This window comes from Mesorhizobium sp. AR10, from assembly GCF_024746795.1.
Classification (GTDB): Bacteria; Pseudomonadota; Alphaproteobacteria; order Rhizobiales; family Rhizobiaceae; genus Mesorhizobium.
The window spans coordinates 1,994,147-2,018,582 of the sequence record NZ_CP080524.1; the positions used below are offsets into that span (position 1 = coordinate 1,994,147).

Sequence of the window (24,436 nt, forward strand, 5' to 3'; positions counted from 1 at the left end):
TCCCGCCCCGTCAGGCGCATAGCATTCGCCGGCCATGCCGGCAATCACCGGCATCGCGGCGCATCACGACTCTCCCCCGGATGGGAGCCTCAATATACTGAAACGTTACAGGTTGCCACCGCCGTTGCTCCAAGTCGATGCGAGGAGCTTGAAAGGCGCTGCGCGTCTTTTTGTGGAAAAACCGCTGAAAACCAGCGGACGCGACGTCTCGATTGGCCTTTTGCCGGCTTTCATGCGTTGCAGTATCAGGTTTGCATTGCAGTTGCGCATATTGCGGTGCAGCAAGGCTCGTGAGGCCCGAGTGAATTTGTTCGCGGCTCGAAAAAATATCAGCCGGCCTTTATCCAAGGGGTTGCGCACCCGGCGCAATTGCCGTATCGAAAATCTGTAACGTTTCAGATTCTGGGAGGAACCGAAATGCGATATCAACTTATGACCGCTGCGCTGGCAGCGACGGTCGCGCTGCAGTTCGCCGGTCCGGCGGCCGCGACCGATCTTGAAGTGATTCACTGGTGGACGTCGAAGGGCGAGTCGGCGGCGGTCTCGCAGTTCGCAAAGGCCTTTGACAATGACGGCCACGGCGACAAGTGGGTGGACAGCGCCATCGCTCTCGGCGAAACCGCCCGCTCCACCGTGATGCAGCGCGTGCTCGGCGGGGACCCGCCCGGCGCCGCCCAGTTCAATCCCGGTCGGCAGTACGAGGAACTGATTTCGGGCGGGAAGCTGCTCGACCTCACGGACGTCGCGACCGCCGGCAAATGGGATGAGGTCATTCGCCCGAAGGCGATCGGCAGCGCCTGCCTCGTTGACGGCCACTGGTGGTGCGTTCCGGTCAACATTCATTCCAACTACTGGGCCTGGTACTCCAAGCCGGTCTTCGAGAAAGCGGGCGTGCCAGAGCCGAAGAACCTGGCCGATTTCATCGCGGCCGCGCCGAAGATCAAGGAGGCTGGCCTCATTCCCTTCGCCATCGGCGGCGACGGAAACGGCTGGCAGATCCAGTTGCTCTTCCAGGACATGGTTACCGCGGCTCTCGGTGTCGCCCAGCGCGACAAGATGTATACCGACAAGAGCGCCGAAATTGCCGGCGGCCCCGAGATGAAAGGCGTCTTCACGCAGCTCAGGGCGTTGAAGCAGTTCACCGACAACGGCTACGCCAACCGCAACTGGAACGACACCACCAACCTGGTGATCACCGGCAAGGCCGGACTTCAGGTGATGGGCGACTGGGCGCGGGGCGAGTTCGCGGCCGCCGGCATGACCGGAGTCAAGGATTTCGGCTGCATGATCGGCCTGAACGAGGACAAGCCGGTGGTCAGCACCGACGGCGACATCATCCTCTTCTTCAAGCAGGACAATCCGGATGTCGAAGCAGCGCAGAAGCGCCTTGCGGCGCTCCTTATCAGCCCGGAGGTTCAGGTCGCCTTCAACAACGCCAAGGGTTCCATGCCCGTGCGTGGCGATGTCGACATGTCGTCGGCCGATCCATGCATGCAGAAGTCCCTGAAAGCGGTGGAAGATCCGGCCAACATCGTCACTGCGACGAACCGGTTCATCACCGAGAACACGAACCAGCAGATCAATGAGCTCGTCGCGCAATTCTTCGCAGACGACTCCATGACGGCTGACGACGCCACTGCGAAGTTCGCGACTGTCATCGGCAATTCCGACTAGGAACCGATCAGAACCCAGGGGCGCCGCCCTTGCGGCGGCGCCCCTGTCGCGTTCCGACCCGACCGGAAGTCCTTTTCCTGGCGACGGGCTGACAATCGCAGGACGGGAAGCTGCGGCGGTCCGGAGCCCGGTGGTTCGGACAGCGCTGACTTTCGGCGCAAGCGGAGAAAGACGGACGATGCAGAAGAGCTGGAGGCGCAGATTTCACCTGCCCGCCGTCATCGGGACGATACCGATGATTCTCGTTGCCGTCGGCGTGTTCGTGATCGGCATCGGCTTCTCGGTGCTGTGGTCTTTCACCAGTTCGAAGCTCTTCCCCACCTATGATTTCGTCGGTCTGGCGCAGTACAGGCGCCTTTGGGCCGATAGCCGCTGGCTCGTCTCGGTCAACAACATCTGGTTCTTCGGCCTGATGTCCATCACCTGCAACATGGTGTTCGGCTACCTGCTCGCCGTTTTCATGGACCAGCGCATCCGCCAGGAGGATCTGTTCCGCTCGATCTTCCTTTATCCTTTCGCCATGTCGCTGATCGTCACAGGACTCGTGTGGCAATGGGCGCTCGACCCCAACCTCGGGCTGCAGGAAGCGCTCCGCAACTGGGGCTGGTCGAGCTTCAGCTTCGCCCCGCTGGTCAATGCCGAGACTGCGATATACGCGCTGGTCGTGGCGGGCATCTGGCAGGGCTCGGGCGTGACAATGGCGATCCTGCTTGCCGGTCTGCGCGGCGTTGACGAGGAAATCTGGAAAGCGGCAAGGGTCGACGGCATCCCAACATGGCGCACGCACTTTTCCATCGTGGCGCCCATGATGAAGGGTGCTTTCGCCACCGCCTTCGTTCTCCAGTGCGTAAGCGTCGTGCGTGTCTACGACCTGGTTATTGCCATGACCGGCGGAGGTCCTGGCATCGCCACATCCATGCCGGCAGTCTACGTCATCCAGCTCATCACAGTCCGGCAGAACGTTGGCCAAGGTATGGCTGCGGCAACGATGATGCTGCTGCCGGTCCTGGTCGTGCTGGCTTTCGGCGGAATTGTATTATGGCGGCGAAATCGGGAAGTGGGCGCATGACCGCCGGTGAGATCACCGCAACTCAACCTGTCCAGGACGCGCTGGGTCAGGCTGGCGTGGGGCCCTTCGGGCCGAAACCGCGACAGGTATCGGCCGGCCGAATCGGCATTTATGCTTTCCTGGTCGTTGCGGCTCTCTTCTTCCTCATCCCGGTCTACATCATGATCGTCACATCGCTGAAGGGGATGCCGGAGATCAGGCTGGGACATCTTTTCAACCTTCCCGGCGAGCCGACCTTTCAGCCCTGGGCCGACGCCTGGCTCCATGCTTGCACCGGTCGCGACTGCAACGGCCTTAGTCCAGGCTTTTACAATTCGGTGAAGATCACCCTCCCAAGCGTGGTCATCTCGATCATCTGCGCGTCTATCAACGGCTACGCGCTGACCTTCTGGCCATACAAGGGCGCCAACGTGCTCTTTGGGTTGCTCGTGTTTGGCGCCTTCGTGCCCTATCAGGTCGTGATCTATCCATTGATCATCGGGTTGAGTTCGGTGGGACTTTTCGCGTCCCTGCCTGGCATCATCATCGTGCACACGATCTTCGGAATGCCCATCCTGACCCTGCTATTCCGCAACTTCTACGCGGCAATACCGGTTGAGCTGTTCAAGGCAGCGCGTGTCGACGGTGCGGGTTTTTGGCGTATCTTTTTCTACATCATGCTGCCGATGTCGGTGCCGATCACTGTCGTCGCCGTCATCCTGCAGGTGACCGGCATCTGGAACGACTTCCTGTTCGGCGTCGTGTTTGCCGGGCGACCCAACTGGCCAATGACGGTGCAGCTCAACAACATCGTCAACACCACGACCGGCGTGAGGGAGTACAATGTCAACATGGCGGCGACCATCCTGACGGCGGCGGTGCCTCTGGTCATCTACTTCGTCTCCGGAAGATGGTTCGTGCGCGGCATCGCCGCTGGCGCGGTGAAAGGCTAGTGGATATGGCGCAGAACGGTACCAGCGTTTCGATCCAGGACCTGTCGCTGAATTTCGGCGCGGTGACGGTGCTGCAGACGCTCAATCTCGATGTCGCCGAGGGCGAATTCGTCGTGCTGCTCGGCCCGTCCGGTTGTGGCAAGTCGACCTTGCTCAACTGCATTGCCGGCCTGCTCGACGTTTCGGAAGGCCGCATCTTCATCAAGGGCAAGAACGTCACCTGGGAAGAGCCCAAGGATCGCGGCATCGGCATGGTGTTCCAGTCCTATGCGCTCTATCCACAGATGACGGTGGAGAAGAACCTGTCCTTCGGCTTGCGGGTCGCCGGCACGCCCAGGGACGAAATTGCCAAGCGAATCGCGCGGGCCGCCGAAATCCTGCAGATCGAGCCACTGCTGCAGCGCAAGCCTGCCGCGCTTTCGGGCGGCCAGCGCCAGCGCGTGGCGATCGGGCGGGCGCTGGTGCGCGATGTCGATGTCTTCCTGTTCGATGAGCCGCTCTCCAATCTCGACGCCAAACTGCGCGCGGAACTGCGCGTCGAGATAAAGCTGCTGCATCGCAAGCTGCGGAACACCATGATCTACGTCACCCACGACCAGATCGAGGCGATGACTCTGGCCGACCGCATCGCGGTCATGCGCGGCGGCGTCATCCAGCAGCTCGACGCGCCGCAGACGATCTACAACCGGCCGGTCAACCGCTTCGTTGCCGGGTTCCTCGGTTCGCCGGCGATGAATTTCCTGGACGGTGAGCTGCAGGTCGGCGCCGGTCCGGTGTTCAAGACCGACGGCGTCTCAGTCGCGCTCGACCGCTATGTCTTCGATGGCGACAATGGCCGTCGCGGCGGGCCTTGCGTGTTCGGCATACGGCCCGAACACATCGCTCTCGGCGAGGCGGCCGGGTCGATGCCGTTCTCCACTGACGGAACCGTCGAGATCGTCGAGCCGATGGGCTCGGACACGCTGGTGTGGACGAAGCTCGGTGGCCACAATCTATCCTTCCGCGTCGAGGCGGAAAAAACGCTCCACAACGGCGATCCGATCCGGATCGGCTTCGATCCGGCGCGTGCCTCGCTGTTCGACGCCGCAACCGGCAACCGTATTTGACTCCCAAGACTCCATCTCCAAAGAAACGGACAGAGACGATGAACTGGTCATTCCAACTTTACAGCGCCCGCAATTTCCAGCCCTGGGAGGGTGTGCTCAAGACGCTTGGCAAACTCGGCTACAAGGAGGTCGAAGGGTTCGGCGGCGTCTATGACGATCCGAAGGCGTTTCGCGCCGAACTCGACAAGAACGGGCTCGCCATGCCGACAGGGCATTTCTCGATCGATGCGCTCGAAAAGGATTTTGACGGCGTGCGCAAAATCGCCGACGCGCTTGGCGTCACCCTGCTCATCTGCCCATATCTGATGCCCGACCAGCGGCCGACCGACGCTGCCGGCTGGCGCGATTTCGGCGCCCGCCTGGCCAAGGTCGGTGATACGGCAAAAAAGGCCGGCTACGGCTTTGCCTGGCACAACCATGATTTCGAATTCAAGAAGCTCGCCGATGGCTCGGTGCCGCAGGACCACATCCTGTCTTCAGCACCCGACATCGGCTGGGAGATGGACGTGGCCTGGGTTGTGCGCGGCGGCGTCGATCCGCTGCCGTGGATCGAGAAGCACGGCAAGAGCATCGTTGCCGTCCACGTCAAGGATATGGCCAAGCCCGGCGAGGGCCTGGATGAAGACGGCTGGTCGGATGTCGGCCACGGGACGATCGACTGGGCCGGCCTGATCAAGGCGTTGCGCGCCAACAGCGCCGCCAAATACTACGTCATGGAACAGGACAACCCCAACGACATCGAGCGTTTCGCCCGTCGTTCGATCGCCGCCGCCAAGACCTACTAGGAGCAATCAGCATGGCAAAGAAACTTGGTATTGGCGTCATCGGCTGCGGCAACATCTCGAAGGCGTATTTCTCGTTGGCGCCGCTGTTTCGCGGCATCGAGATGCGCGCCTGCGCCGACATCAACATGGATGCGGCGAAGGCGCGGGCGAAGGAGTTCAAGCTGCGCGCCGAGACGGTCGACGGGCTGCTCAAGGCGGACGACATCGACATCATCGTCAACCTCACCATTCCGGCGGTTCACTATGAGGTGTCGAAGCAGATCCTCGACGCCGGCAAGCATGTCTATTCGGAAAAGCCATTCGTGCTTTCGATCAAGGAAGGGCTCGACCTGAAGAAGCGAGCGGAGAAAAAGGGCCTGCGCATCGGCTCGGCGCCCGACACTTTCCTCGGCGGCGCGCACCAGCTCGTTCGCAATCTGATCGACACCGGCGTCGTCGGCAACATCACCAGCGGCACTTGCCATGTGATGAGCCACGGCATGGAGCATTGGCATCCCAACCCCGACTTTTTCTTCCAGCCGGGCGCAGGCCCGGTGCTCGACATCGGACCCTACTACATCACCAACCTGATACAGCTGATCGGCCCGGTTAAGCAGGTCGCGGCCTTCGCCTCGATCCCGGCCAAGGAACGCACCATTTCATCGAAGCCGCGCGCGGGTGAGAAAATTCCGGTCGCCACCCCAACCACAATCCACGGCTTGATGGAATTCGAGAATGGCGCCGTGGTGACGCTCAATACCAGCTGGGACGTCTGGAGCCACGGCCATGCGCCGATGGAGCTCTATGGCGAGGCAGGCACGGTGTTCGTGCCCGACCCCAACTTCTTCGGCGGCAACGTGCGCTTCACCGAAGCGGCCAAGCCGGTCAAGAAATCGCCGAAATGGCCGCACCCGTTCGGCGTTCCCAACGAGATGCATTCAAACGGCATGATGGCCAACTATCGCACCGCCGGCCTGGCCGATATGGCGCTGGCGATAGCGGAAGGCCGGCCGCACCGTTGCTCGATGGAGTTGGCGCTGCACGCCGTCGATGTGATGACCGGCCTGTTGCGGTCGGGCGAGACCGGGAAGTTCGTTGCCATGCAGACCACGTGCGAGCGACCAGCCGCACTTGGCGTCACGGATGCGAAAGGGCTGTTGGCGAAGAAGAAATGAGATAAAACGGGGATCGGCGCGTTCGCGTCGATTCCTTTCAAACCCGGGATATGAACCTATGCGCTGGCAGCCGGCTGAAAACCGCTATGAGAAAATGGTCTACAACAGATGCGGGCGATCTGGCCTGAAGCTACCGGCGATCTCGCTCGGGCTTTGGCACAATTTCGGCGACGACACGCCGCACAAGACCAAGCAGGCGATCGCGCGCAAGGCCTTCGATCTCGGCATTACGCATTTCGATCTCGCCAACAATTACGGCCCGCCGCCCGGCTCTTCGGAGACGGCCTTCGGCGAGATCCTGCGGACGGACTTTGCCGGCTACCGCGACGAGCTGATCATCTCGACCAAGGCTGGCTACGAAATGTGGCCGGGACCCTATGGCGAATGGGGCGGGCGCAAATATGTGCTGGCCAGCCTCGACCAGAGCCTGAAGCGGATGGGGCTCGACTATGTCGATATCTTCTATTCGCACCGCTTCGATCCCGACACGCCGCTGGAAGAGACGATGAGCGCGCTCGACCATGCGGTGCGTTCCGGCAAGGCACTTTACGCCGGCATCTCGTCCTACAATTCGCAGCGCACGCGCGAGGCCGCCGATATCTTGAAGCAGCTCGGTACGCCTTGCGTCATCCATCAGCCGAGCTATTCGATGCTTAACCGCTGGGTCGAGGACGATGGCCTGCTCGATACGCTGGAGGGGCTCGGTGTAGGCTCGATCGTGTTCTCGCCGCTGGCGCAAGGCATGCTGACCGACAAATACCTCGGCGGGATTCCGCAAGGCAGCCGCGCCAGCCAGGGCAAGTCGCTGCGCCAGGCGTTCATCAACGAGAAGACCATAACCAACATCAAGGCGCTGAACGCGATCGCCGGGCGCCGCGGCCAGACGCTGGCGCAGATGGCGCTGGCGTGGGTGCTGCGCAAGGGCCGGGTGACCTCGGCACTGATTGGCGCCAGCCGGCCGGAACAGGTCGAGGATTGCGTCGGTGCGCTGAAGACGCTCGATTTCAGCGATGCCGAGCTCGCCGAGATCGATACTTACGCGCGCGAGTCCGACATCAATTTGTGGGCGGCGTCGGCGGAGCGCAAAGGTCCGCCGCGGAAATAGGCGGGCCCGAGTGCACTCGAACGCATAGCCGGCAAATCATCGAAACGGAAACGGCGGGATTGCTCCCGCCGTTTCCGTTTTCAGTGGCTTGGAGTATTCAGGGCTTGGCCGGCTTCTGAAGTGTACCGAGGCCGGCCTTGGGCGCGGCGGGCGCCGGAGTCTTCATCTTCTCCTCGATCCAGCCGGTGTAGTTGGACAACCGCGTGTAGATGCCGAAGGCGTTCTTGTGGCCGCAGGCGGCAGTGCCGTCGGCAGGACCTTCACCCCAGCTGACGACGCCGACCTGTACCGGACCGTCGGCGCCGGTCATGAACAGCGGCCCGCCGCTGTCGCCATTGCAGGCATCACGCTCGCCGCTGGCGGTGCCGGCGCAGATCATGTTGTTGGTCAACGGATCGGACATGTCGGCGGCAATGGCGTTGGCGGCCGCCTCGATACCCTTTTCAGAATAGCGCATGCGGCGTGAGAGATCGCTCAGCGCTGCCTTGAGGTCACGCGCATAGATGGCCTTGATGCCGCTGTTGCAGGTTGCGCTCGGCTCCAGATCGAGATCGGCCACCATCAGCGTCGTGGGAAAAGTGCCATCCTGCATCTTGCCCCAGCCGATCACCGTCGTCTTGCCGGTGTCGGGTGTCGCCTCACGGGTGATCTTGATGGTCGGCGCATCGGCCGGCTCGGCGAGCCGGAGCAGGCCGATGTCGTTGTCCAGCGTCTGCTCGCTGTAGCTTTCGTTGACGATGACCTCCACCACCTTGTAGCGCTTGCCTTCGCTGAGATCGGTGGCGCCAGTCAGCACGGTGACCACGTCCGGCGGAATCGGCCTGCCCTTGTCGTTGAGGCAGTGCGCCGCCGTCAGCACCCATTGCGGCGCGATCAGGCTACCGCCGCAGAATTGCGCGTTCGCCTGCGAAGCCGGATTCGCATCCAGCCTGTCGGTGGTCAGCAGCGCCACCTGGAACGGGTAGGCGCCTTTCTCGGCCTCCTTGCCGCCGTAGACGCGATCGGCGCCGTCGGGGTTCTCGGCCGCGGCCTTTGCCCTGGCTTCGGCCACGCGTTTCATCGGCGAGACCGCCGCTTCCGGTCTGACGGCGCCATCGGCCGCATGGATGGTGTCGATGGCCGGAAAGGCTGCCGCGATGCCGAACAGCAGTGCTGCTGCGATCGGCCTGAACCGATGGATGATTTTCACCTGAACCTCCTGAGACGAATGTTCCCTGACAGGTCAGCCCGGCGCATGATCGGCTGAAGTGGAACCGGTTCGGTGACCGGAACGCGCCAACCAAATGGATCGGCGTGCGCGATCGGTCATAAAACCGAATGCCACTTTTGCTAATCGTGCCCGCGAGCAGAACCCGCTCAAAACCCTATAGCCCCCCACGGGCTACGTGGAAGCGATTTGTCATTGCCAATGTTGGAATATTTTAGGCAGTATATCGAAGCGGGTGTTTTGGCGGGGTCCCGATTGGCCGCATGGGATAATGATCAGGTGCGGATGAGTAACCAAACTGATTTTTTGGCGCCACCACGATCTCGACAATATTTCTGTATTTTGATCCACTCCTTGCTGACTTTTGGGAGAGTCTCACCATGACAAAACTGACAAACACCATCATTGCGTCCGCATTGCTTTCCACCGCAATGTGGGCGATGCCCGCCTTCGCCGCCGATCCAGGCTCTGCGAATGCCGGCAACGGCGAAAGCATGCGCGATGTGACATCGGGCGACTACAAGCCTGGCCGGGCCAAACCGATCGCCCCGCCAAAACTGACCGAAGACGAAGCCAGCCGTGCAGCGCCGCTGACCGACGAGGCAACGGCGGTCAAGTCCTACGGCATCGTCGGACGTTCCGCCGATGGCAAGGACATCAAGATCGACCCGAGCGAAACGCTGAAGGGCCTTGTCATCAAGGAAATGAATGCGCCAGCCGACGGACAGAAGTCCGGCGACACCGGGCTGACCGGTGGCGAAGAAGCCGGCCGCCAGGTGTTCGGGACGGATGATCGCGAGCAGATCAAGAACACCAAGACCTACCCGTTCACCGCGATCGGCTATCTCGAAGGCAAATCGAAGACCGGCTTTGGAAGCTGCTCGGCGACGCTGATCGGCCCACGCACGGTGCTCACCGCGGCGCATTGTCTTTACAGCCACGAAGACAAGGCCTGGCTTGAGGATATCCTGTTCGTGCCGGGCCTCAATGGCAACACGGCCGACGACGCACCGTTCGGCGCCTTCACCTATGAAAGCGCCTATATCCTCCAGGGCTTCGTCGACAACTATCAGGGTTACTACGGTTCGGTCATCCTGTGGGATCTTGGCATTGTCACGCTGAAGCAGGATGTCGGGACCAACCTCGGCTGGCTGGGCTATGCCAATTATGAAGATCTTGGCGACTTCACCGCCAACATCGTCGGCTATCCCGGCGACAAGCCGATGGGCACGATGTGGAAGGCGACCTGCGAAGTGCGTGCCGAACACATCGCCGCGGAGTATTTCCAGTACGACTGCGACACGTTTCCGGGATCGAGCGGCAGCTCGGTCTATGCCTATGACAACGGCGCCAAGCAGCGGGTCATCACCGGTGTGAACGTGGCCGAAAGCCCCGACGCGAACACCGCCGTGCGTTTGAATGCCGTCAATGTGCAGTGGATCAACAGCCTGTACAAATAAATCCTGACGGTAGTTCGCCACGAAAGAAGGCGAGAAACCAAAAATCAAGAAAGCCGGCGGCGGGACGTTCCCGCCGCCGGCTTTTTGTTCGGAGCTGCTCACTTGCGCCCGTTGGCATCGGCGCTTACGCTAGGCCGTCCAAGGGGTTGGAGACGATGGCGCGGGCAGGGACGATCTTCGGGATCAGGGCGATGGCGGCCGCATCCATGCTGGCTGCGCTGACCTATCTTCCGGCGTTGGCCAATCAGGGCGATGCGCCGCTGAGCGGCGCCTGGGCCGAACGGGTGCAAATCCTCTACCAGAGCGAAACGCGCTCGGTCCTACGTAGAAACGTGCGGGTGTGGGACTTCCATCCGGAGAAAAACCTCGACTTCGTCTGGGAACCGGCGGCTGGCCAGTCGCCGGACCGGACGATCGCCGAGGATGGTGCCGTCAACGGCAAGGGCCGGCTGGTCTGGCGGGTGCGCGGCTCGGCGAGCTACGACCCCAAGACCGTCTATTCGAGCTATTTCGGCGAGATCAGGAATGGCCGGCCCAACGGGGCTGGCCGGCTCGAGCTCCGTTCGGGTGAAGTTCTCGAGGGTCATTGGGTTGCCGGTGAACTCGACGGCAGCGGCATCCATATCGATGCCGACGGCAATCGCTATGAGGGTGATTTCCGCGCTGGCGTGCCGAATGGCGAGGGACGCTACTTGTCGAAGACCGGCGAAATCTTTGCTGGCTCATTTGTCGATGGTTTGAAGAATGGCAAGGGGCGCACCCGGCTTGCCGGTGGCACGGTCTACGAGTCTGAATGGGTGATGGGCAAGGAGATTGGCGGCTCGCGTCCCGATGTGCTGGCCGATGCAAGGGTGGGTGGTCTGCTCAAGGCCCAGGCCGGCGGCGGCGCCGCCGACAAGGTCGAGATCGGCGTGGCGGTCGACCAGCGCATGACGCAGCAGTCGGACATGCAATACCAGCATCTGGTGCGCGACGAAGACATCGCGATCTACCCCACCTCGGACGAATACAACAACAGCTGGAACGGCGCCGGTCAGATCACCACCAGCAATGTCTACGAAGGCATGGACTGGGAGCAAGCGCCGGCCTTCGCCGAGGTTGACCTCAAGACGACCGACCAATCCAGGGTCAAGCTCGACAGTCTCGAAATGAAGGTTGCCGCCAGCGATGCCTATCGCAAGCCGATGCTATCGCTGATCGAGCATTTCGGCTGTGTCGGCTTCCGGCCCGATTTCTCGATCGTCAACAATGGCTGGGGCGACGCGAAAGACATGAAGATGTCGTTCCAGTTCACCACCTTCGACGAGGAGGGCAACCCGAGCGGCGAGCCCAGCCGCATGTTCACCAAGGATATCGGCACTGTCGGCGAGGGCGCCGACGTGTCGATCAAGGACGCGCTTACCGAGGCAGGGGTCGATACGGCGAGCCTCGAGACCGGACGGTTTTCCTGCCAGTCTGCCGATGCCCTCAACGTCTGCCGCAGCCAGCTCACCAACAACATCAAGTTCGGTGAGGTCGCCGACTATCTCGGCAACCTCAACCAGGCAATGACGGTCAATGCCGTCGGCAAGTTCGACTATTCCTGGACGGATGATCAGGGCCAGGTCTGGCAGCAGAGCGAGCCGTTTCGCGTGTCGATGACCCTGGTTGTATTCGAGATTCCGGAATCGATGGCCGAATGCGGCGACGGTGGCGGCGGCACGCCGGAAGCGATGCGCTATCAGAACATCGAATTCCAGATCGGCAAGCAGGACTATGCCATTCCCATGCCGGTGCGCGGCAACAAGAACATCAGCGCCTATACGGCACGGCTGAAGATGTGGTCGTCGATGTCGTCCATCCATCGCTTCAGCATCGCTGCCCACTTCACCGATGGCAGCGTGCGCGAGAGCAAGCCGGTCACCTTCTTCTATTTCCGGCCGAAGGAATCGCTGTTTCTGACCAAGACCGAACCGGCGGCCTGCTACCTGCCGCGCGAGATGGCCGGCTGTTAGGGTATGTTGAGATTCAGCTGACGCCGGCCTGCAAACGGTAGGTTCCTGCGCTTCCTATTGGCGGCCCATCTCGAAATAGTTGGGCAGCGGGATGAGCCGGGCGAAGATCGTACCCTGGCCGAAGACCCGCAATTCCAGCATCGATCCCGACGAGCGCTCGGCGCTCTGGTCGAACAGGAAATTGCCCAGCGAATAGACTTCCGCTACGTCGCCGCCGCCGAGCCAAAGGATCGCTTCGCTCGACACGTGCGGATGGCTGCCGACGATGGCCGAGACACCGCGCAGTCGCATCTGGTCGGCGAGCATGGTTTCACGCGCCGACGGTTCGGTCTTGTATTCACGACCCCAGTGGACGAAAGCGACCAGCGGACGTTCGGCGTTTCCGCCCACCAGGCGGTCGAGCAAAGCTGATGTCAGCAGGTCGGTGTTCTTCGAGCCGTTGGTGTCGATGTCGGTCAGACCGACAAGGTCGAGATCGGCAAGGGCCAGCGCCTCGCCCTGGCCGAAATGAGGGATGCCGGCCTCGTCCAGCGCGCGCAGCGTCTCGGCATAGCCCGATGGCCCGAGATCGAAGGCGTGGTTGTTGGCGAGGCCGACACCGGCGACATGGAGTTTCTTCAGCATGTCGACCGCCAATCCCTGCGGCATCGCCAATGTCATGTCGTCGATGGCTTCCGGCACGTTGGGCAGCACGACGCCTTCGAGGTTGACGATCAGCGGCCGCGATCCGGTCAATGCCAGGATGTTTTCAACGATCCGATCAGCGACGCCGTCGCGGAGCAAGACCTTCCTCATGGCGCGGCCGAAATTCACGTCGCCGGCGAAGTAGTAGATCTTGTCTTTCGTCCGGGCCGGATTGTTGAAGCCGGGTCCGAAGGCGCCGAACAATGCCACGACGTAGCTGGTGGTCCGCTCGACATAGTCCGTGGTTTGCGCTTGCGAATTCTCGTTGGCGATGACCAGTGGCCCTGCCCCGAACAGCGCCCGCTGCAGCTTGGTCTGGATATAGAGCGCGCCGACCGAATCGGCGTGATCCGGCTGGCGCAGCGCCGCGATGCCGTCCAGCGAGCCGGCGGCCAGGATGTTCAGCGTCTGCTGGTCGAAGCGGCGCGCATCGTGCTGGGGCAGATAGTGCGAAAAGTCAGTCGATTCGACGATCAGCGTCTCGTCGTCGACGGTCGCTTTCAGGGCCTCCGCCAGCCTGTCCCAGTCACCGCGGCGTGCCTTGACCGACATCGCCACCGGCACGACCTTCGCTTGGGGAAAATAGTGATGCAGGAAGGGCAGCATGGCCTGCACGCCGTGTTCCCTGGCGAACAGGCACGAGTCTTCGACCATGTCGCCGTCGGTCTCCAGCCGCCGCACTGCCTCGACATCGACCGTGACCTCGCCAAGCACGGTGTCGAAGCCGCGTATCGTGGTGGCGAACGGTTTTTGTGTCTTGTGGAAATGGTCCGGCGACAGGATGACGATGCGCTTGTAGCGGAAGCCGGACGCTGCCTGGAAACCCAGCGCCACAAGATCAGCCACCAGCAGATGGTGCGGCACGGTGATGCCGGTCAGCCGCTGGTTGGAGGGTTCGATATCGGCCACCTTGGCTATCGCGTCACGAAACAGCGCCGCGTCCTCATAAAAAGAGGCGAAGTTTTCGTTGCCCGGCGGGCAGGCGACAGGTGCCGCGAAGGCGTGAAGAGGGAGAAGCAGGAGGAACACTATTGCAGCGATCGCGCCCAGCTGTTTCGCTGCGGTCCGATGCGCTTGTACACCCCCCTCTGTCCTGCCGGACATCTCCCCCTCAAGGGGGGAGAGTGGCGGCTTTGAACTTGCCGCCCATCCTGCAACGTTGAAGATTGGCGAAAGCAGAAATGAAAGCCGATCTCCCCCCTCGAGGGGGAGATGTCCGGCAGGACAGAGGGGGGCGATGACGGGCATAAGCCTCAGCAGCTTCAACCTCATGGCTCGGCCAGGACGATGTTCTCCACGCCGCCGACATAGTAGAACGGTTTCTGCCGCGAGGCGGTGAGCCGCATGACCTCGCGCGAGATATAGTCGGCGAGACCGAACAGCGTCACGCCACCATCTGAGGTCTTGGCCCGACCGCGCAGGCCATCGAGGATCGAATAGGTGAAGACGCCGTGTCCGAGTTCGGGCAACTCGGCAGCGGTGTTGTTGGCGGCGGTGGCCGAGAAGACGACGATGCGCGCGTCCTGCGCGTCCTTTTCCAGGCGCGGATTGAAGGCGTTGGCGGCATGGCAGGTGTCGAGCAGCATGAAGCGCATGCCCTTGGCCCGCTCGACCGACTTCTGGATGTTCGACCAGTCGACCAGCGAGGAGCGCTTCCACCGCTCGGCGTCCTGTTTGCGGCCGTCGGTGGGGATGAAATAATAGTCCTCGTCGATGTTGATGCCATGGCCGGCGACGAAGATGATGGTGGTGTCGTTCTCGCCCGGCCTGTCGAGGAAATCGGCGAGCTGATCGTCGATCGTGTCCGCGTCAGGCTCCAGAACGCTATCGGCGCTCGCGACCCGGAACACGTCTTTGCCGCTGTCGGGCGCTTCGTCCAGCGACTCGCGGTTGACCAGCACCAGCGATTCCATCGACGAGAACAGCGGCGCCGATTTCTGAGTGATCACCTTGAGGAATTCCGTCGCGTCGGCGACCGGGTAGCGCAGATCGCAGGCGCGGCCCGAGCAGGCGTCGGTGAGGAAAGGATATTTGTCGACGCCGATGACTGCGACATAGAGCTTGCCCTTGTTCCCAACCTTTTCAGCCTTCTTCGCCAGTGCAGTGACGCTGCGCTCGGTCAGGTAGCCGAATTCGGTGGTGCCGGTGATGCGGATGGTGTTTTCACCGTCCTCGACCGGCACTTCGACGATGGTGCTTTTGCCGCCATCGACCGCGCGTGCGGTAAAATCACCGACATTGCGGCTGTTCGACAGGATCGAGAAACCGGCAATGTCGGCGACGGCTTCCCTGGCGCCGGTGATTTCGACGGCGACATAGCCGTCGCGGACATTGCTCTGGTCCGCTGCAAGGCGGATGCCGAAATCCGGCGGCTTGCGCTGCAGCAGTTTCTGCAGTTCGTGGTCGACGCCCGGCCGCATCTCCTCGACCGCCTGCTCGGCGTTGCGCAGGACGATTGCACGACGCACCATTTCCGGGCTCCACAAATATTTCTTCAGCTGTCCGGCGCTGATGAAGCGGCCTTCGCGATCGCGGCCCTGGTTGACCTGCCAGCCGATAAGCTTGTCACCTTCGTCCGAAGAATAATAATAGCCCTGCGGCATCCAGGCGATCCATTCGGAGCCGGCAAAGAACATCGAGACGATCAGCCTGTGCGTCTTCAGATTCCACAGCCGCAATGTCTGGTCGGCACTGCCTGTGACCAACAATCCGGCCTCTTCCGAAACAGCCATGGCGTGGATCTCGCCGGTATGGCCGGTGAATTCGCCGGATACCCGCGCGGTCGCGGTCCTGTATTCAAGCAGCGTTCCGTCATTGCCGCCGGTGATCAGGCCAAGCCCGCTGTCGATCAGCGTGTAGGCCGAGTGGACGAAGCCGTTGGTGGCGTCGTTCTCGATGCTGCGCACCCGCTTGCCGTCATTGGCGATTTCCAGCACCGCATTTTCGAGCCCGTCCTTGCCGCCTGGTGCGACTCGAAGCGACCATTGGCCATCGTCCAGTGCCGCGCGCGCATAAGCTTCCTGTTCGATCGCCGGTTGCGGACTGTCGAAGAAACGATCCGCCGTTGGCAATGCCAGCATCCTGTCGAGCGCGCCCTGCAGTTCCGGACAGGACACGCGCTCGGGACATGGATTGGCATTGCCCCAGGCGATGATTCCGTTCGCCGCATCGATGCCGACCGCCGTCACCGGCTCGCCCACTCCCTGCAGCAGTGCCTTGCGCTCGCCGGTCGCGGGGTCCCAGACCTGGATGGCGTTGCGGGTACCGCCCGCGGTCGCCACCAGCGAGCCGTCGGCATTGGCGGTGCTGGCGAAAACGGTGCCGTCATGGTCGCGGTAGTCGAGCACGGCTTCGCCGCTGTCCGTATTCCAGACCACCGAGCGATGTTTGTCGGCGCAGCGGTAGGCGCAGGAAGCGACCAGACGCGCGCCCGAGGCAAAGGTCAGCGAGCCGATGAGGAAATCCTGCTTCGGCATGGCGCGGACGAGCGTGCCATCGGCGGCGCGCCAGAGCTGGACCAGCCCGTCCCTGCTGCCGGTGGCGAACAGGCTGCCGTCCTGCGACACGGCGAGCGCCATGACGCTGATGTCCCTCAGCGGCTCGGCCTCCGCGGGCAGCGCGATCTCCTCACCCTTGGAGAGGTCCCAGAGCCGGATACCGTTGTCGGTGGTCACCGCCGCCAGCCGCGTTCCAGAAGCGGCGAAGGCCAGCTTGTCGACATGCCAGGAATCGGCGTCGAGTTTCCGGTCTAGCATCCAGCCGGCGGTGGAGCTGTCGTCGGGCCGCCACAGATAGACGACGCCGTCGGCGCCGCCGGCAGCCAGGGTGTTTCCGTCCGCCGAGAAGGCGAGGTCGTATATCGCGTAGTCGGCGGCTTTCAACACGGCCTTGATCTTGCCGGTGGCGATGTCGAACAGCCTGATATCGCCATAGGGCGGCTTGTCACCGAGACTGGCGCCGAAATAACCGCCGGCGGCGATCGTCTGGCCGTCCGGCGACACCGCGACGGCAAAGATCTTGCCGTCGCTGCCTTGGCCCTGATAACCGCGGATGGTGCGGAGGCTCACCCCGCTTTGCCAGTCCCAGATGCGGATGGTCTTGTCGTTCGATGCAGAGACCAGTTTCTGGCCATCCGGCGTGAAGGCAAGGTCGGTGACTTGCGCACTGTGCCCGCCGGTATTGAGATCGAGGTGGAAATCCAGCGCGTCTTCGGCGTGAACGGCCGACGCCATGACAAAACCCCCGGCAATGAGCAGCCATCTGAGAGCGCGCATGAGAGGTGAGCCGCCCGGCATGATGTCCCGCGCTATTTCGTCTGAGCCGGAGGCGGCCCCTGGCGCACGTAGCTCTCGATCGCCGCGGCAAAATTGGAAGAACCGGCCTGGCGCTCCTTGCTGATGTAGCCGGCAAAATAGCTCCAGAAGGAAACGGCATAGTCGCGGAAATAGGCGTCGGCGACCTCGCGCGAGCACAGCTTGCCGTCGACGCAGATGGAGAGGCGGTTGAGGAAATAGACGACGCGGTCGAAATTGTCGCTGAAATCGGCGAGCGGCATGTCGCCGCCACTTGCCGTCATCGCCTCGATGCCGATGCGCTGCCTGAATACCTGTTCCTCGGTCGGCGTCGGATTGGCGCTGAGCAGATTGTCGTATTTGGCGTTTAGCGCCGCCAGCCGCTCCTTGAGTGCCCGTTGTGCTTGCTGGAAATCCTTGCTTTCCCAAAGCTCGACCAGCGACATCGTTTGCTCGACGCGCTTCTGGTCCTGGTTTGCGAGAAACTGGAAGATCGAGAACATCAAGGTGAAAATGATCGCCAGGCGCACAGCCAACCCCGACCAGGCATAGATAAACATGCGCCAGTCGGGATCGGTGAAGGGGTTGGATTCTTTCTTGATCTCGTGGGCGCTCGGCCACGGAAGACCTTCGGTGGTCTCGGGCAGGGTCACCGGCTTCCTGGCCGGTGCCGGCGCTTGCGCTGTCAGCGCCTGTTGTGTTGCGTTGCCCCCCGGTTTTTTCATCCGCAGCTGTCCAGTTCGATGGTGGCGGACGGATCCAGCACGATGCCGGGCGCCTCCAGCTTCTTTTTCAGACAATCAAGCTGCGTGCGCGAAATCATGAACTGCACGTCCGGCTCTGGAGGCGCCTTGTTGGGTGATGGCAAGGGCTCGACAACGCCGCGCGAGGCGCAGCTGCTGAGATCGACCACGACGGCGCCGTTGCCGGTTTTGGCGATCTGGTCGTACTGGTCGAGAAAGCAGGTTGCCAACTCGGAATTGGTGACAATCTGCTTTGCGCACAGGCCGCAGGCTTCGTCCGCCGAGGCATTAGCGACCAACAGGCAGGCAACAAGCCCGGCGACTGTTGCGCGCCAGGAAAGCACTGGGATATTCACGAACGTCCTCATCTGTTGCGTCCGGTCGCTTCGCGCTACGGCGCTGCGACCGAGAATGTTCACATATCATGCCCGCGCAGCGGTCGTCACGGCAATGCCGGTTGCTCAGGCGCGCGGCACCGTCTCCATCGGGAAGATCATCACCGCGCCCTTCGGGCCACTCTTGTCGGCAAGCCGCATCACCGAGCGTGTCGCCGGCGCCATGCCGATGTCGGTCAGCATGCCGGAGAAGCCGGATCCACCAGCCGCGCGTGTCGCCGACGGCACCCCGTCCTGCGCCAGGAAGCCCAGATCCTCCTTCTCGCTCTGCGGTGGCGCTTCGGTCAGAACGGCGATCATCCGCTCCATGCCGAAGCTGGTGTCCGTGAAAGCGAGCAAGCCCTCCTTCAGCGCTGCTTGCGGCGCAAGGCGCTCGGCAACGATATGGGTGATCGAATAGTCGCTGCCAACATAGAGCACGTTGATATCGACCAGATCCGTCGAACCATTGTTGGCGATGACATGCACCTCGTCTCCAGGGGAAACGCGCGGCACGGTCGAGGCCTGGAGCGGCTCGAGCGTGTCGCTGCCCTGACGCTTGATCTGGAATTCGACGCTGACCTCTTCCGGTCGATAGTCGGAAGCGGCGGCGAGCCTGGACAGGCCGGTGGCGCGGAAGATCGTCGTCAGGTTCTTCGCCGTAGCACTGATCAGCTTCTCGCGGTCGTCCGGATGGATGATGATCAGGGGCGGCTTGCTGCCGTCCTTCAGCGTCATGTCGCCCGAGGCCGGCAGGAACCATAGTGCTGGCTTGTCGGTCGCGTCCGCAGCAGCGCCGGCGATGGCATTCTCGCGCAATACGGCGAGCCGCAGGTCGGCGCTCGTGCCGGGTTCGACCAGCGCGATCTGGAAACCGCTGCCCGCTTTGGCGGCCAACTCGTCGAGAACCGAATTGACCAGCGCCGTCTCCTTCTCAAGTCCGTCGGTTGGTGCCGGCCGCGCCACCGCGAGCTTGTAGTCGACAGCGAGCTCGGCGAGCCGCGCATAGGCATTGGCCGGGATGTCGGCCAGCTTCAGCGCCGGCTTGTTGTCGAATTCGACCGGCTTGACGCGGCTTTCCAGGTTCTTTGCCGATTGCACTTCCAGATAGCCGAGCGCATCGGAAAGCTGCGACAGCGCCGAAGGCAGGATGGCGAGCTTGCTACCGGGGGTAAGGCGGTGCAGCAGCCCGGCGCCGATCGTCGCCTCGCCGTCCTTGATGACAACAGGCCATTGCATGACCGCGTCGGTTTTGTCGGTGCCGAACACGCGCGCGTCGAGCTCGCCCTCGAACAGCGGCGTCGGCCGTGTGCGGCTGTCGGCCGAATATTGCTGCAGCACGGCCTGGCCGAGCTGGCGATAGGTGACGTCGGGGTTCTCGGCCAGCTTCGACAGGATGGTGAAGGTGAACAGACCGAATCGCTGCGCGTCGGCCACGCCCTTGGGCAGTGGCATCTCAGGCGTCGTCTCGACCGTCTGTGCGGCATAGAAGGCGACCAGCTTGCCTCTGGTGATTGGCTCGGCACCGGTCGGCGCCAGGCTGAAGGCGGGCTTGCGGGCGCCATTCTCGTCGAAGCCGCGCGATGCGCCGGCCGTTATGTCGTCATAGGACTTCACGGCTGCGGCCCTGGCCGCCTCGTCGCCACCGACCAGATCGGCGAACTCGAGCTTGCGCTCCATCTCGTCGTCGACCTCGGCGGCGCGCGTCGCCGTGCCGGAGTGACAGCAGTCGAACACGACCCAGATGAAGGCGCCCTTGTCGCGGATGGCGTCGAGTGCCGCGCCGATCTCGTTGTCGACAAGCGCATTCGGCACGCCCTCTTCGCGGTTGACCCATTTGTCGATGTCGGAAGGGAGGAAAATCTCGTCGAGGTTATCGGACTCGTCGCCCTTCTTTGCCGCAGGCTGTTGCGCGCCATGGCCGGACAGATGCAGATAGACGAAATCGTCGCGCTGGACCTTGGCGGCCAGATCGGCAAGCGCTGCCAGGATCGTCGCATGTGTCGGCGGGCCGTTGGCGCCTTCGACATCCTTGGCGAGCAGTGTGATGTTTTCCGCTGTGAACTTCACCGGGTCGGGTGTGTTCTTCGTGAGATAGTCGCGCACCAGAACGGCATCGTTTTTCGGCCCGATCAGCCAGTTCTTCTTAGGCAGGGCCGGATAGTCGGTGCAGGCAACCAGCAGCGCATGGTAAGTGCGCGAGGCGGCGAAGGTTCGGAACGATAGCGTGCCGGCTGCCGTCAGCGCGGACGCGCCGACAAGCAGCGTCCGTCGTGTCAGTTTGATCATGTCGCTTCCCCAAGCCCGATCGAATTTCCAAGCGCCGCAACCCTCGCCGAGGATTTTGTCAGTATTTTGAATGTTGCGCGCCGATCGCAATCGGCATTTGCCTCATTTCCATCATGCCCGATCAACACTATCGTTGCGATACGGGTTTTGGGTGGGAGGTTACCATGTCGCGCCGGTCGCTGTCATGGAAACATGGGATTAGCCGGCGATGGCTGATCGTGTCGCTGTTTGTGGTGGCGCTCGCGGCAATCGCGCCGGCCGGATCCGCCTATTCTGGACTAACGGTCAGCAAAGCGCCTGAACAATCCGCTCCTTTGGCGATCGAAGCAGCGGACACCTACTTTGAGTATCTGCTGGCGTATATACCGGGCGCCGTTACGCCGCTCGTCGACTATGCGGCCGAGACGATTGCAGCGCCGAAATGCGATCGTTCGGTTCCTTCCAGGATGCATGCCGTGCTGATCGGCTCGACCAATTCTGGCGATCCGTTCCCTCTGCTGCAAGGGCCGGACAATGACGTCAGGCTGCTCTACACCTCGCTTGTCGCGCGCGGCGTCGCCGACGACGACGTCGCCCTGATGATCGGCCGCTATGCCAGCCGAACCGAGCTTGCCAAGATGTTCAAGGGGACGCTGGGACGCGTCAATTGCGGCGACCGGCTGCTGCTCCACTTTGGCGGCAATTCCGTTCGCGGCCGCGATCTGGTCGACGGCCTCATCCCGCAAAACGTGCGCGAACCCTTCAAGGACATTTCGATCCAGGACATCTGGCAAGCCGATCTGGTCAATCAGGGCCGGAAATCGACCCAGGCGATCGGTTGGATCGAAAATGCCGGCCTGTTCCTCGCCCTGAACAAGCAGCAAGACGGCGTCGTCGAGTTGATCTCGGCGCATGACATGTCGGATTTCATCACCAATCTGCGCAACCGGCAGGTCGATGTGGCGGTGACCGTCGACACGAGCTATGCCTCCGAGGCCGACATCACCGGCCTCCAGGAAAAGGTTGGCGGCAGCACGGTATGGAGCCTCGATACCGGCAATGAAAGCGCCTCGGCGCCCGCGAACGACTATATTGCCGTTACGCAGTTGCAGCCGAACCACGGCCAGTTGGCGGTGTTCTATGCCAGTATCGGTGACTCGCAATCGATAGAATTCACCTTCGGCGAAGAGGGCGCCAAAACCACCTATGGGGTTTTCACCTTCCGTCTGGCCAACGTCATCCAGAACGAGAACAGCGTGACGGTGCGGGCGATGGCGGAAAGCCTGAAGAAACTGCCCGCGGCCGAAGGCAACACGCGCCAGCAATACCGCGTCGAATCCACTGACCCGGAGTTCGCCCTGTTCCTGAACGGCTCGCTCAGCCTGCCGCAGGTCGATCCGATCGTCATCTTCAGGCCGACGCCGAAGCGGGGTGCCGCGGCGATGGAAAAGGCGGAGGTCGAGATCGAAGGCCAGGTCAACTGGTCTTCGCCGGCCAAGGCGGTGCTGGTTGACGGCAAGATCGCCGAACTCAAGCGCGACAGCCGCTTTACCTACAACGCCAAGCTGAAGGCCGGGCTCAACACCGTCGAGATCGTCGCCTTGACCGCCGACGGGCGGACACATGAGAAGCGGCTGGAATTCCTGTTCGAGGGCGACAGGCAGGCACTTGAAGGCGAAGGCACGCGCTACGCCGTCATTGTCGCCAACCAGGACTACGACCGCGCCCGCACCGGCTTCGACATGCTGCGGACGCCGTTCGCAGATGCCGATGCGCTTGCTGCCCTGCTGACCGGCAAATACGGTTTCGTCACCGAAGCGAAAATGCCTGGTGGCGCCAGCTTTCCGCTGTTCCTCAAGGATGCGACCCGGCACGACATCGAGACGCTGCTCTACAAGATCGGCCTCGTCGCCGGTGAGAAGGACACGGTGCTGATCTACTTTGCCGGTCACGGCATCTATGAGGAAAAGACCACGATCGCTTTCTGGGTTCCGGTGGATGCCGAGGCCGGTGTGCCGATCAGCTATCTGTCGGCCTCGACGATTTCAGAAGCGATCCAGCGCATGCAGGCCAACAAGGTGGTGATCATTTCCGATTCCTGCTTTTCCGGCGCGCTGTTGCGCGGCGGTGGCGAGACGGCGCCAAAGATCGGCGACGATGACCGTGAGCGCGCGCTGCTCCGGCTCGCCCAGCGGCGCACCCGTATCCTGATTTCGTCGGGCAACAACGAGCCAGTCGAGCACACGGGCGGCGGCGGGCACTCTGTCTTTGCCAAGGCGCTGCTGACCGGGCTGGAGGACATGGACCATGATGCCTTTTCGGCACGGGAGCTTTATGATGGCTATATCCTGCCGCTGGTTGTCGGCAATGCCGACCAGGAGCCGCAATACCGCCCGATCGAGCGCTCCGGCCATGAAGGCGGCGATATCGTCTTTGTCAGGCAGAAACAGTAGCAAAACCCGCGGTTTGTCGCTATCTGGATGGGACAGAGACCATCCGCATGCAGAAATGACGTGCGAACGGCGCAGGGTTGGAAACAGGATCATGGTGGCAAGGGATGTGCTGACGAAGAACCAGCTGTGCGTGCTCGAGAAACTCGAGGCCGCCAGCGGGCCGCTCAGCGCCTATACCTTGCTCGACCAACTTCGCGAGCGCGGCTTCCGCGCGCCGCTGCAGGTCTATCGCGCGCTCGACACGCTGATGAAGTCCGGTTTCGTGCACCGGCTGGAAAGCCTCAATTCCTTCGTCGCCTGTGCCGAGCCGCACGACCACAGCCATTCGATGACCGCCTTCGCCATCTGCGACACATGCGGGCAAGTGACCGAATTCTCCGACCATGATGTCGGCCACCGGCTGGACGAATGGGTGCGCTCCACTGGCTTCGCCGCCAAGAGGGCGGTGATCGAGTTCCGGGGGACGTGTGCGAAGTGCCTGGCCGAAGCTGCTTAGATCCCAAAGACCCTACCGTGCGGTCGACCAGGCGAACCAGAGCGCAACGAGCGCCAGCAAGCCGGAAAGCAGCCGCCGGCTGATCCGCTCCCGTCGGGGATCGTTGAGGAACGGTTCCAACGTTCCCGCCAGCGCGACGATCATCCCATGTACCGCTGTCGCGACTGCCACATAGGTCACGGTGAGCAGCACAGTCTGTGCAAGTATCGGCCGCCCGGCCTCGACGAAGGTTGGCAGCACGGCGACATAGAAGATCGCCGCCTTCGGGTTGAGGAGATTGGTGACAAACCCGCGCCAGAAGTATTTGTCGCCCGGATTTCCACTGTTCGAAACCACATCGGTTCCAGCGGTCCAACCCTCCCAGGCGAGATAGAGCAGGAACAGTACGCCTGCCCAGCGCAACCCCTCGTAGAGTAAGGAAGATGCCTGGATGAGTTCGGCGACTCCCAGGGCAGCGACGCCGCCGATGACCGCGAGGCCCAATGCGATGCCCGCCACGGTGGCGAAGCCGGCGCGTCGTCCGTCGCTCGCCGAAACCAGCGCCAGATAGGTCATGCTCGGCCCCGGCGTCAGTTCAATCAGCAGGGATGCGAACGTGAAGGAGAGGAATGTGGCCGTGGGGAACGGCAGCATTTCGCTC

19 protein-coding genes are annotated in these 24,436 nt (G+C 62.3%); 12 read left to right on the forward strand and 7 right to left on the reverse strand.

Annotated elements, in window-relative coordinates; genetic code table 11:
* Positions 1 to 34: 34 nt before the first annotated feature.
* The 8 genes from LHFGNBLO_RS13165 (at position 35) to mgrA (ending at position 7,825) form a co-directional block, all read left to right on the forward strand.
* Positions 35 to 391 carry a hypothetical protein gene (locus LHFGNBLO_RS13165; RefSeq protein ID WP_258607941.1) on the forward strand — a complete coding sequence of 119 codons (357 nt, stop codon included), beginning with the start codon at positions 35 to 37 and terminating at the stop codon, positions 389 to 391.
* Between the two features lie 26 nt (positions 392 to 417).
* Positions 418 to 1,674, forward strand: a complete 1,257-nt coding sequence (locus tag LHFGNBLO_RS13170; RefSeq protein WP_258607944.1) for an ABC transporter substrate-binding protein — start codon at positions 418 to 420, stop codon at positions 1,672 to 1,674.
* A 178-nt stretch (positions 1,675 to 1,852) separates the two neighbouring features.
* The gene (locus LHFGNBLO_RS13175) at positions 1,853 to 2,743 is read left to right on the forward strand and encodes a carbohydrate ABC transporter permease (protein ID WP_258607946.1); all 891 of its coding nucleotides are present in this window, start codon (positions 1,853 to 1,855) and stop codon (positions 2,741 to 2,743) included.
* Positions 2,740 to 3,675, forward strand: a complete 936-nt coding sequence (locus LHFGNBLO_RS13180; RefSeq protein ID WP_258607948.1) for a carbohydrate ABC transporter permease — start codon at positions 2,740 to 2,742, stop codon at positions 3,673 to 3,675. The genes LHFGNBLO_RS13175 and LHFGNBLO_RS13180 overlap by 4 nt, the downstream gene beginning before the upstream one ends.
* 5 nt (positions 3,676 to 3,680) lie before the next feature.
* The gene (locus tag LHFGNBLO_RS13185) at positions 3,681 to 4,781 is read left to right on the forward strand and encodes an ABC transporter ATP-binding protein (protein WP_258607950.1); all 1,101 of its coding nucleotides are present in this window, start codon (positions 3,681 to 3,683) and stop codon (positions 4,779 to 4,781) included.
* Between the two features lie 38 nt (positions 4,782 to 4,819).
* Positions 4,820 to 5,566, forward strand: a complete 747-nt coding sequence (locus tag LHFGNBLO_RS13190) for a sugar phosphate isomerase/epimerase family protein (RefSeq protein ID WP_258607951.1) — start codon at positions 4,820 to 4,822, stop codon at positions 5,564 to 5,566.
* A gap of 11 nt (positions 5,567 to 5,577) precedes the next feature.
* Positions 5,578 to 6,720: a Gfo/Idh/MocA family protein gene (locus LHFGNBLO_RS13195; RefSeq protein ID WP_258607953.1), complete on the forward strand. Its 1,143-nt coding sequence runs from the start codon at positions 5,578 to 5,580 to the stop codon at positions 6,718 to 6,720.
* A 58-nt stretch (positions 6,721 to 6,778) separates the two neighbouring features.
* Positions 6,779 to 7,825: an L-glyceraldehyde 3-phosphate reductase gene (gene mgrA, locus LHFGNBLO_RS13200; protein WP_258607955.1), complete on the forward strand. Its 1,047-nt coding sequence runs from the start codon at positions 6,779 to 6,781 to the stop codon at positions 7,823 to 7,825.
* A 97-nt stretch (positions 7,826 to 7,922) separates the two neighbouring features.
* Here the strand turns inward: mgrA and LHFGNBLO_RS13205 are convergent, their stop codons facing one another.
* Positions 7,923 to 9,014, reverse strand: coding sequence for a S1 family serine peptidase (locus tag LHFGNBLO_RS13205; RefSeq protein ID WP_258607965.1), 1,092 nt, complete (start codon positions 9,012 to 9,014; stop codon positions 7,923 to 7,925).
* A 398-nt stretch (positions 9,015 to 9,412) separates the two neighbouring features.
* Between LHFGNBLO_RS13205 and LHFGNBLO_RS13210 the strand changes: the two genes are divergently transcribed.
* Together LHFGNBLO_RS13210 and LHFGNBLO_RS13215 are read left to right on the forward strand one after the other, a co-directional pair.
* Positions 9,413 to 10,492: a trypsin-like serine peptidase gene (locus tag LHFGNBLO_RS13210; protein ID WP_258607967.1), complete on the forward strand. Its 1,080-nt coding sequence runs from the start codon at positions 9,413 to 9,415 to the stop codon at positions 10,490 to 10,492.
* A 191-nt stretch (positions 10,493 to 10,683) separates the two neighbouring features.
* Positions 10,684 to 12,486 (forward strand): MORN repeat-containing protein, encoded by a 1,803-nt coding sequence (locus LHFGNBLO_RS13215; RefSeq protein ID WP_258607969.1) that lies wholly within the window; start codon positions 10,684 to 10,686, stop codon positions 12,484 to 12,486.
* Between the two features lie 54 nt (positions 12,487 to 12,540).
* Here LHFGNBLO_RS13215 and amrB read toward each other — a convergent pair whose 3' ends face one another.
* The 5 genes from amrB to LHFGNBLO_RS13240 all read right to left on the reverse strand — a co-directional run bounded on the left by amrB (position 12,541) and on the right by LHFGNBLO_RS13240 (position 20,868).
* On the reverse strand, positions 12,541 to 14,274 hold the full coding sequence (amrB, locus tag LHFGNBLO_RS13220) for an AmmeMemoRadiSam system protein B (RefSeq protein WP_258607971.1): 1,734 nt from the start codon (positions 14,272 to 14,274) through the stop codon (positions 12,541 to 12,543).
* A 164-nt stretch (positions 14,275 to 14,438) separates the two neighbouring features.
* On the reverse strand, positions 14,439 to 17,444 hold the full coding sequence (locus LHFGNBLO_RS13225; protein WP_258607973.1) for a caspase family protein: 3,006 nt from the start codon (positions 17,442 to 17,444) through the stop codon (positions 14,439 to 14,441).
* Between the two features lie 32 nt (positions 17,445 to 17,476).
* Positions 17,477 to 18,187, reverse strand: a complete 711-nt coding sequence (locus tag LHFGNBLO_RS13230; RefSeq protein ID WP_258607975.1) for a hypothetical protein — start codon at positions 18,185 to 18,187, stop codon at positions 17,477 to 17,479.
* The gene (locus LHFGNBLO_RS13235) at positions 18,184 to 18,561 is read right to left on the reverse strand and encodes a hypothetical protein (protein WP_258607977.1); all 378 of its coding nucleotides are present in this window, start codon (positions 18,559 to 18,561) and stop codon (positions 18,184 to 18,186) included. The genes LHFGNBLO_RS13230 and LHFGNBLO_RS13235 overlap by 4 nt, the downstream gene beginning before the upstream one ends.
* A gap of 105 nt (positions 18,562 to 18,666) precedes the next feature.
* Positions 18,667 to 20,868, reverse strand: coding sequence for a caspase family protein (locus tag LHFGNBLO_RS13240; RefSeq protein ID WP_258607979.1), 2,202 nt, complete (start codon positions 20,866 to 20,868; stop codon positions 18,667 to 18,669).
* A gap of 164 nt (positions 20,869 to 21,032) precedes the next feature.
* Here LHFGNBLO_RS13240 and LHFGNBLO_RS13245 point away from each other — a divergent pair, with 164 nt between their 5' ends.
* Both LHFGNBLO_RS13245 and LHFGNBLO_RS13250 read left to right on the forward strand, forming a co-directional pair.
* A complete protein-coding gene (locus LHFGNBLO_RS13245) occupies positions 21,033 to 23,300 on the forward strand; it encodes a caspase family protein (protein WP_258607981.1) in 2,268 nt (755 codons plus the stop codon).
* Between the two features lie 91 nt (positions 23,301 to 23,391).
* Complete coding sequence (locus LHFGNBLO_RS13250; RefSeq protein WP_258607982.1) at positions 23,392 to 23,796, forward strand: Fur family transcriptional regulator; 405 nt, start codon at positions 23,392 to 23,394, stop codon at positions 23,794 to 23,796.
* A gap of 12 nt (positions 23,797 to 23,808) precedes the next feature.
* Here the strand turns inward: LHFGNBLO_RS13250 and LHFGNBLO_RS13255 are convergent, their stop codons facing one another.
* The gene (locus tag LHFGNBLO_RS13255) at positions 23,809 to 24,429 is read right to left on the reverse strand and encodes a LysE family translocator (RefSeq protein ID WP_258609702.1); all 621 of its coding nucleotides are present in this window, start codon (positions 24,427 to 24,429) and stop codon (positions 23,809 to 23,811) included.
* Positions 24,430 to 24,436: the final 7 nt, after the last annotated feature.

Coding starts and splice junctions, on each gene's coding strand:
- LHFGNBLO_RS13190 (WP_258607951.1), top strand. CDS start 4,820: ATGAACTGGTCATTCCAACTTTACAGCGCCCGCAATTTCCAGCCCTGG.
- LHFGNBLO_RS13165 (WP_258607941.1), top strand. CDS start 35: ATGCCGGCAATCACCGGCATCGCGGCGCATCACGACTCTCCCCCGGAT.
- LHFGNBLO_RS13180 (WP_258607948.1), top strand. CDS start 2,740: ATGACCGCCGGTGAGATCACCGCAACTCAACCTGTCCAGGACGCGCTG.
- LHFGNBLO_RS13230 (WP_258607975.1), bottom strand. CDS start 18,187: ATGAAAAAACCGGGGGGCAACGCAACACAACAGGCGCTGACAGCGCAA.
- LHFGNBLO_RS13240 (WP_258607979.1), bottom strand. CDS start 20,868: ATGATCAAACTGACACGACGGACGCTGCTTGTCGGCGCGTCCGCGCTG.
- mgrA (WP_258607955.1), top strand. CDS start 6,779: ATGCGCTGGCAGCCGGCTGAAAACCGCTATGAGAAAATGGTCTACAAC.
- LHFGNBLO_RS13210 (WP_258607967.1), top strand. CDS start 9,413: ATGACAAAACTGACAAACACCATCATTGCGTCCGCATTGCTTTCCACC.
- LHFGNBLO_RS13255 (WP_258609702.1), bottom strand. CDS start 24,429: ATGCTGCCGTTCCCCACGGCCACATTCCTCTCCTTCACGTTCGCATCC.
- LHFGNBLO_RS13175 (WP_258607946.1), top strand. CDS start 1,853: ATGCAGAAGAGCTGGAGGCGCAGATTTCACCTGCCCGCCGTCATCGGG.
- LHFGNBLO_RS13170 (WP_258607944.1), top strand. CDS start 418: ATGCGATATCAACTTATGACCGCTGCGCTGGCAGCGACGGTCGCGCTG.
- LHFGNBLO_RS13250 (WP_258607982.1), top strand. CDS start 23,392: ATGGTGGCAAGGGATGTGCTGACGAAGAACCAGCTGTGCGTGCTCGAG.
- LHFGNBLO_RS13215 (WP_258607969.1), top strand. CDS start 10,684: ATGGCGGCCGCATCCATGCTGGCTGCGCTGACCTATCTTCCGGCGTTG.
- LHFGNBLO_RS13245 (WP_258607981.1), top strand. CDS start 21,033: ATGTCGCGCCGGTCGCTGTCATGGAAACATGGGATTAGCCGGCGATGG.
- amrB (WP_258607971.1), bottom strand. CDS start 14,274: ATGTCCGGCAGGACAGAGGGGGGTGTACAAGCGCATCGGACCGCAGCG.
- LHFGNBLO_RS13225 (WP_258607973.1), bottom strand. CDS start 17,444: ATGCGCGCTCTCAGATGGCTGCTCATTGCCGGGGGTTTTGTCATGGCG.
- LHFGNBLO_RS13185 (WP_258607950.1), top strand. CDS start 3,681: ATGGCGCAGAACGGTACCAGCGTTTCGATCCAGGACCTGTCGCTGAAT.
- LHFGNBLO_RS13195 (WP_258607953.1), top strand. CDS start 5,578: ATGGCAAAGAAACTTGGTATTGGCGTCATCGGCTGCGGCAACATCTCG.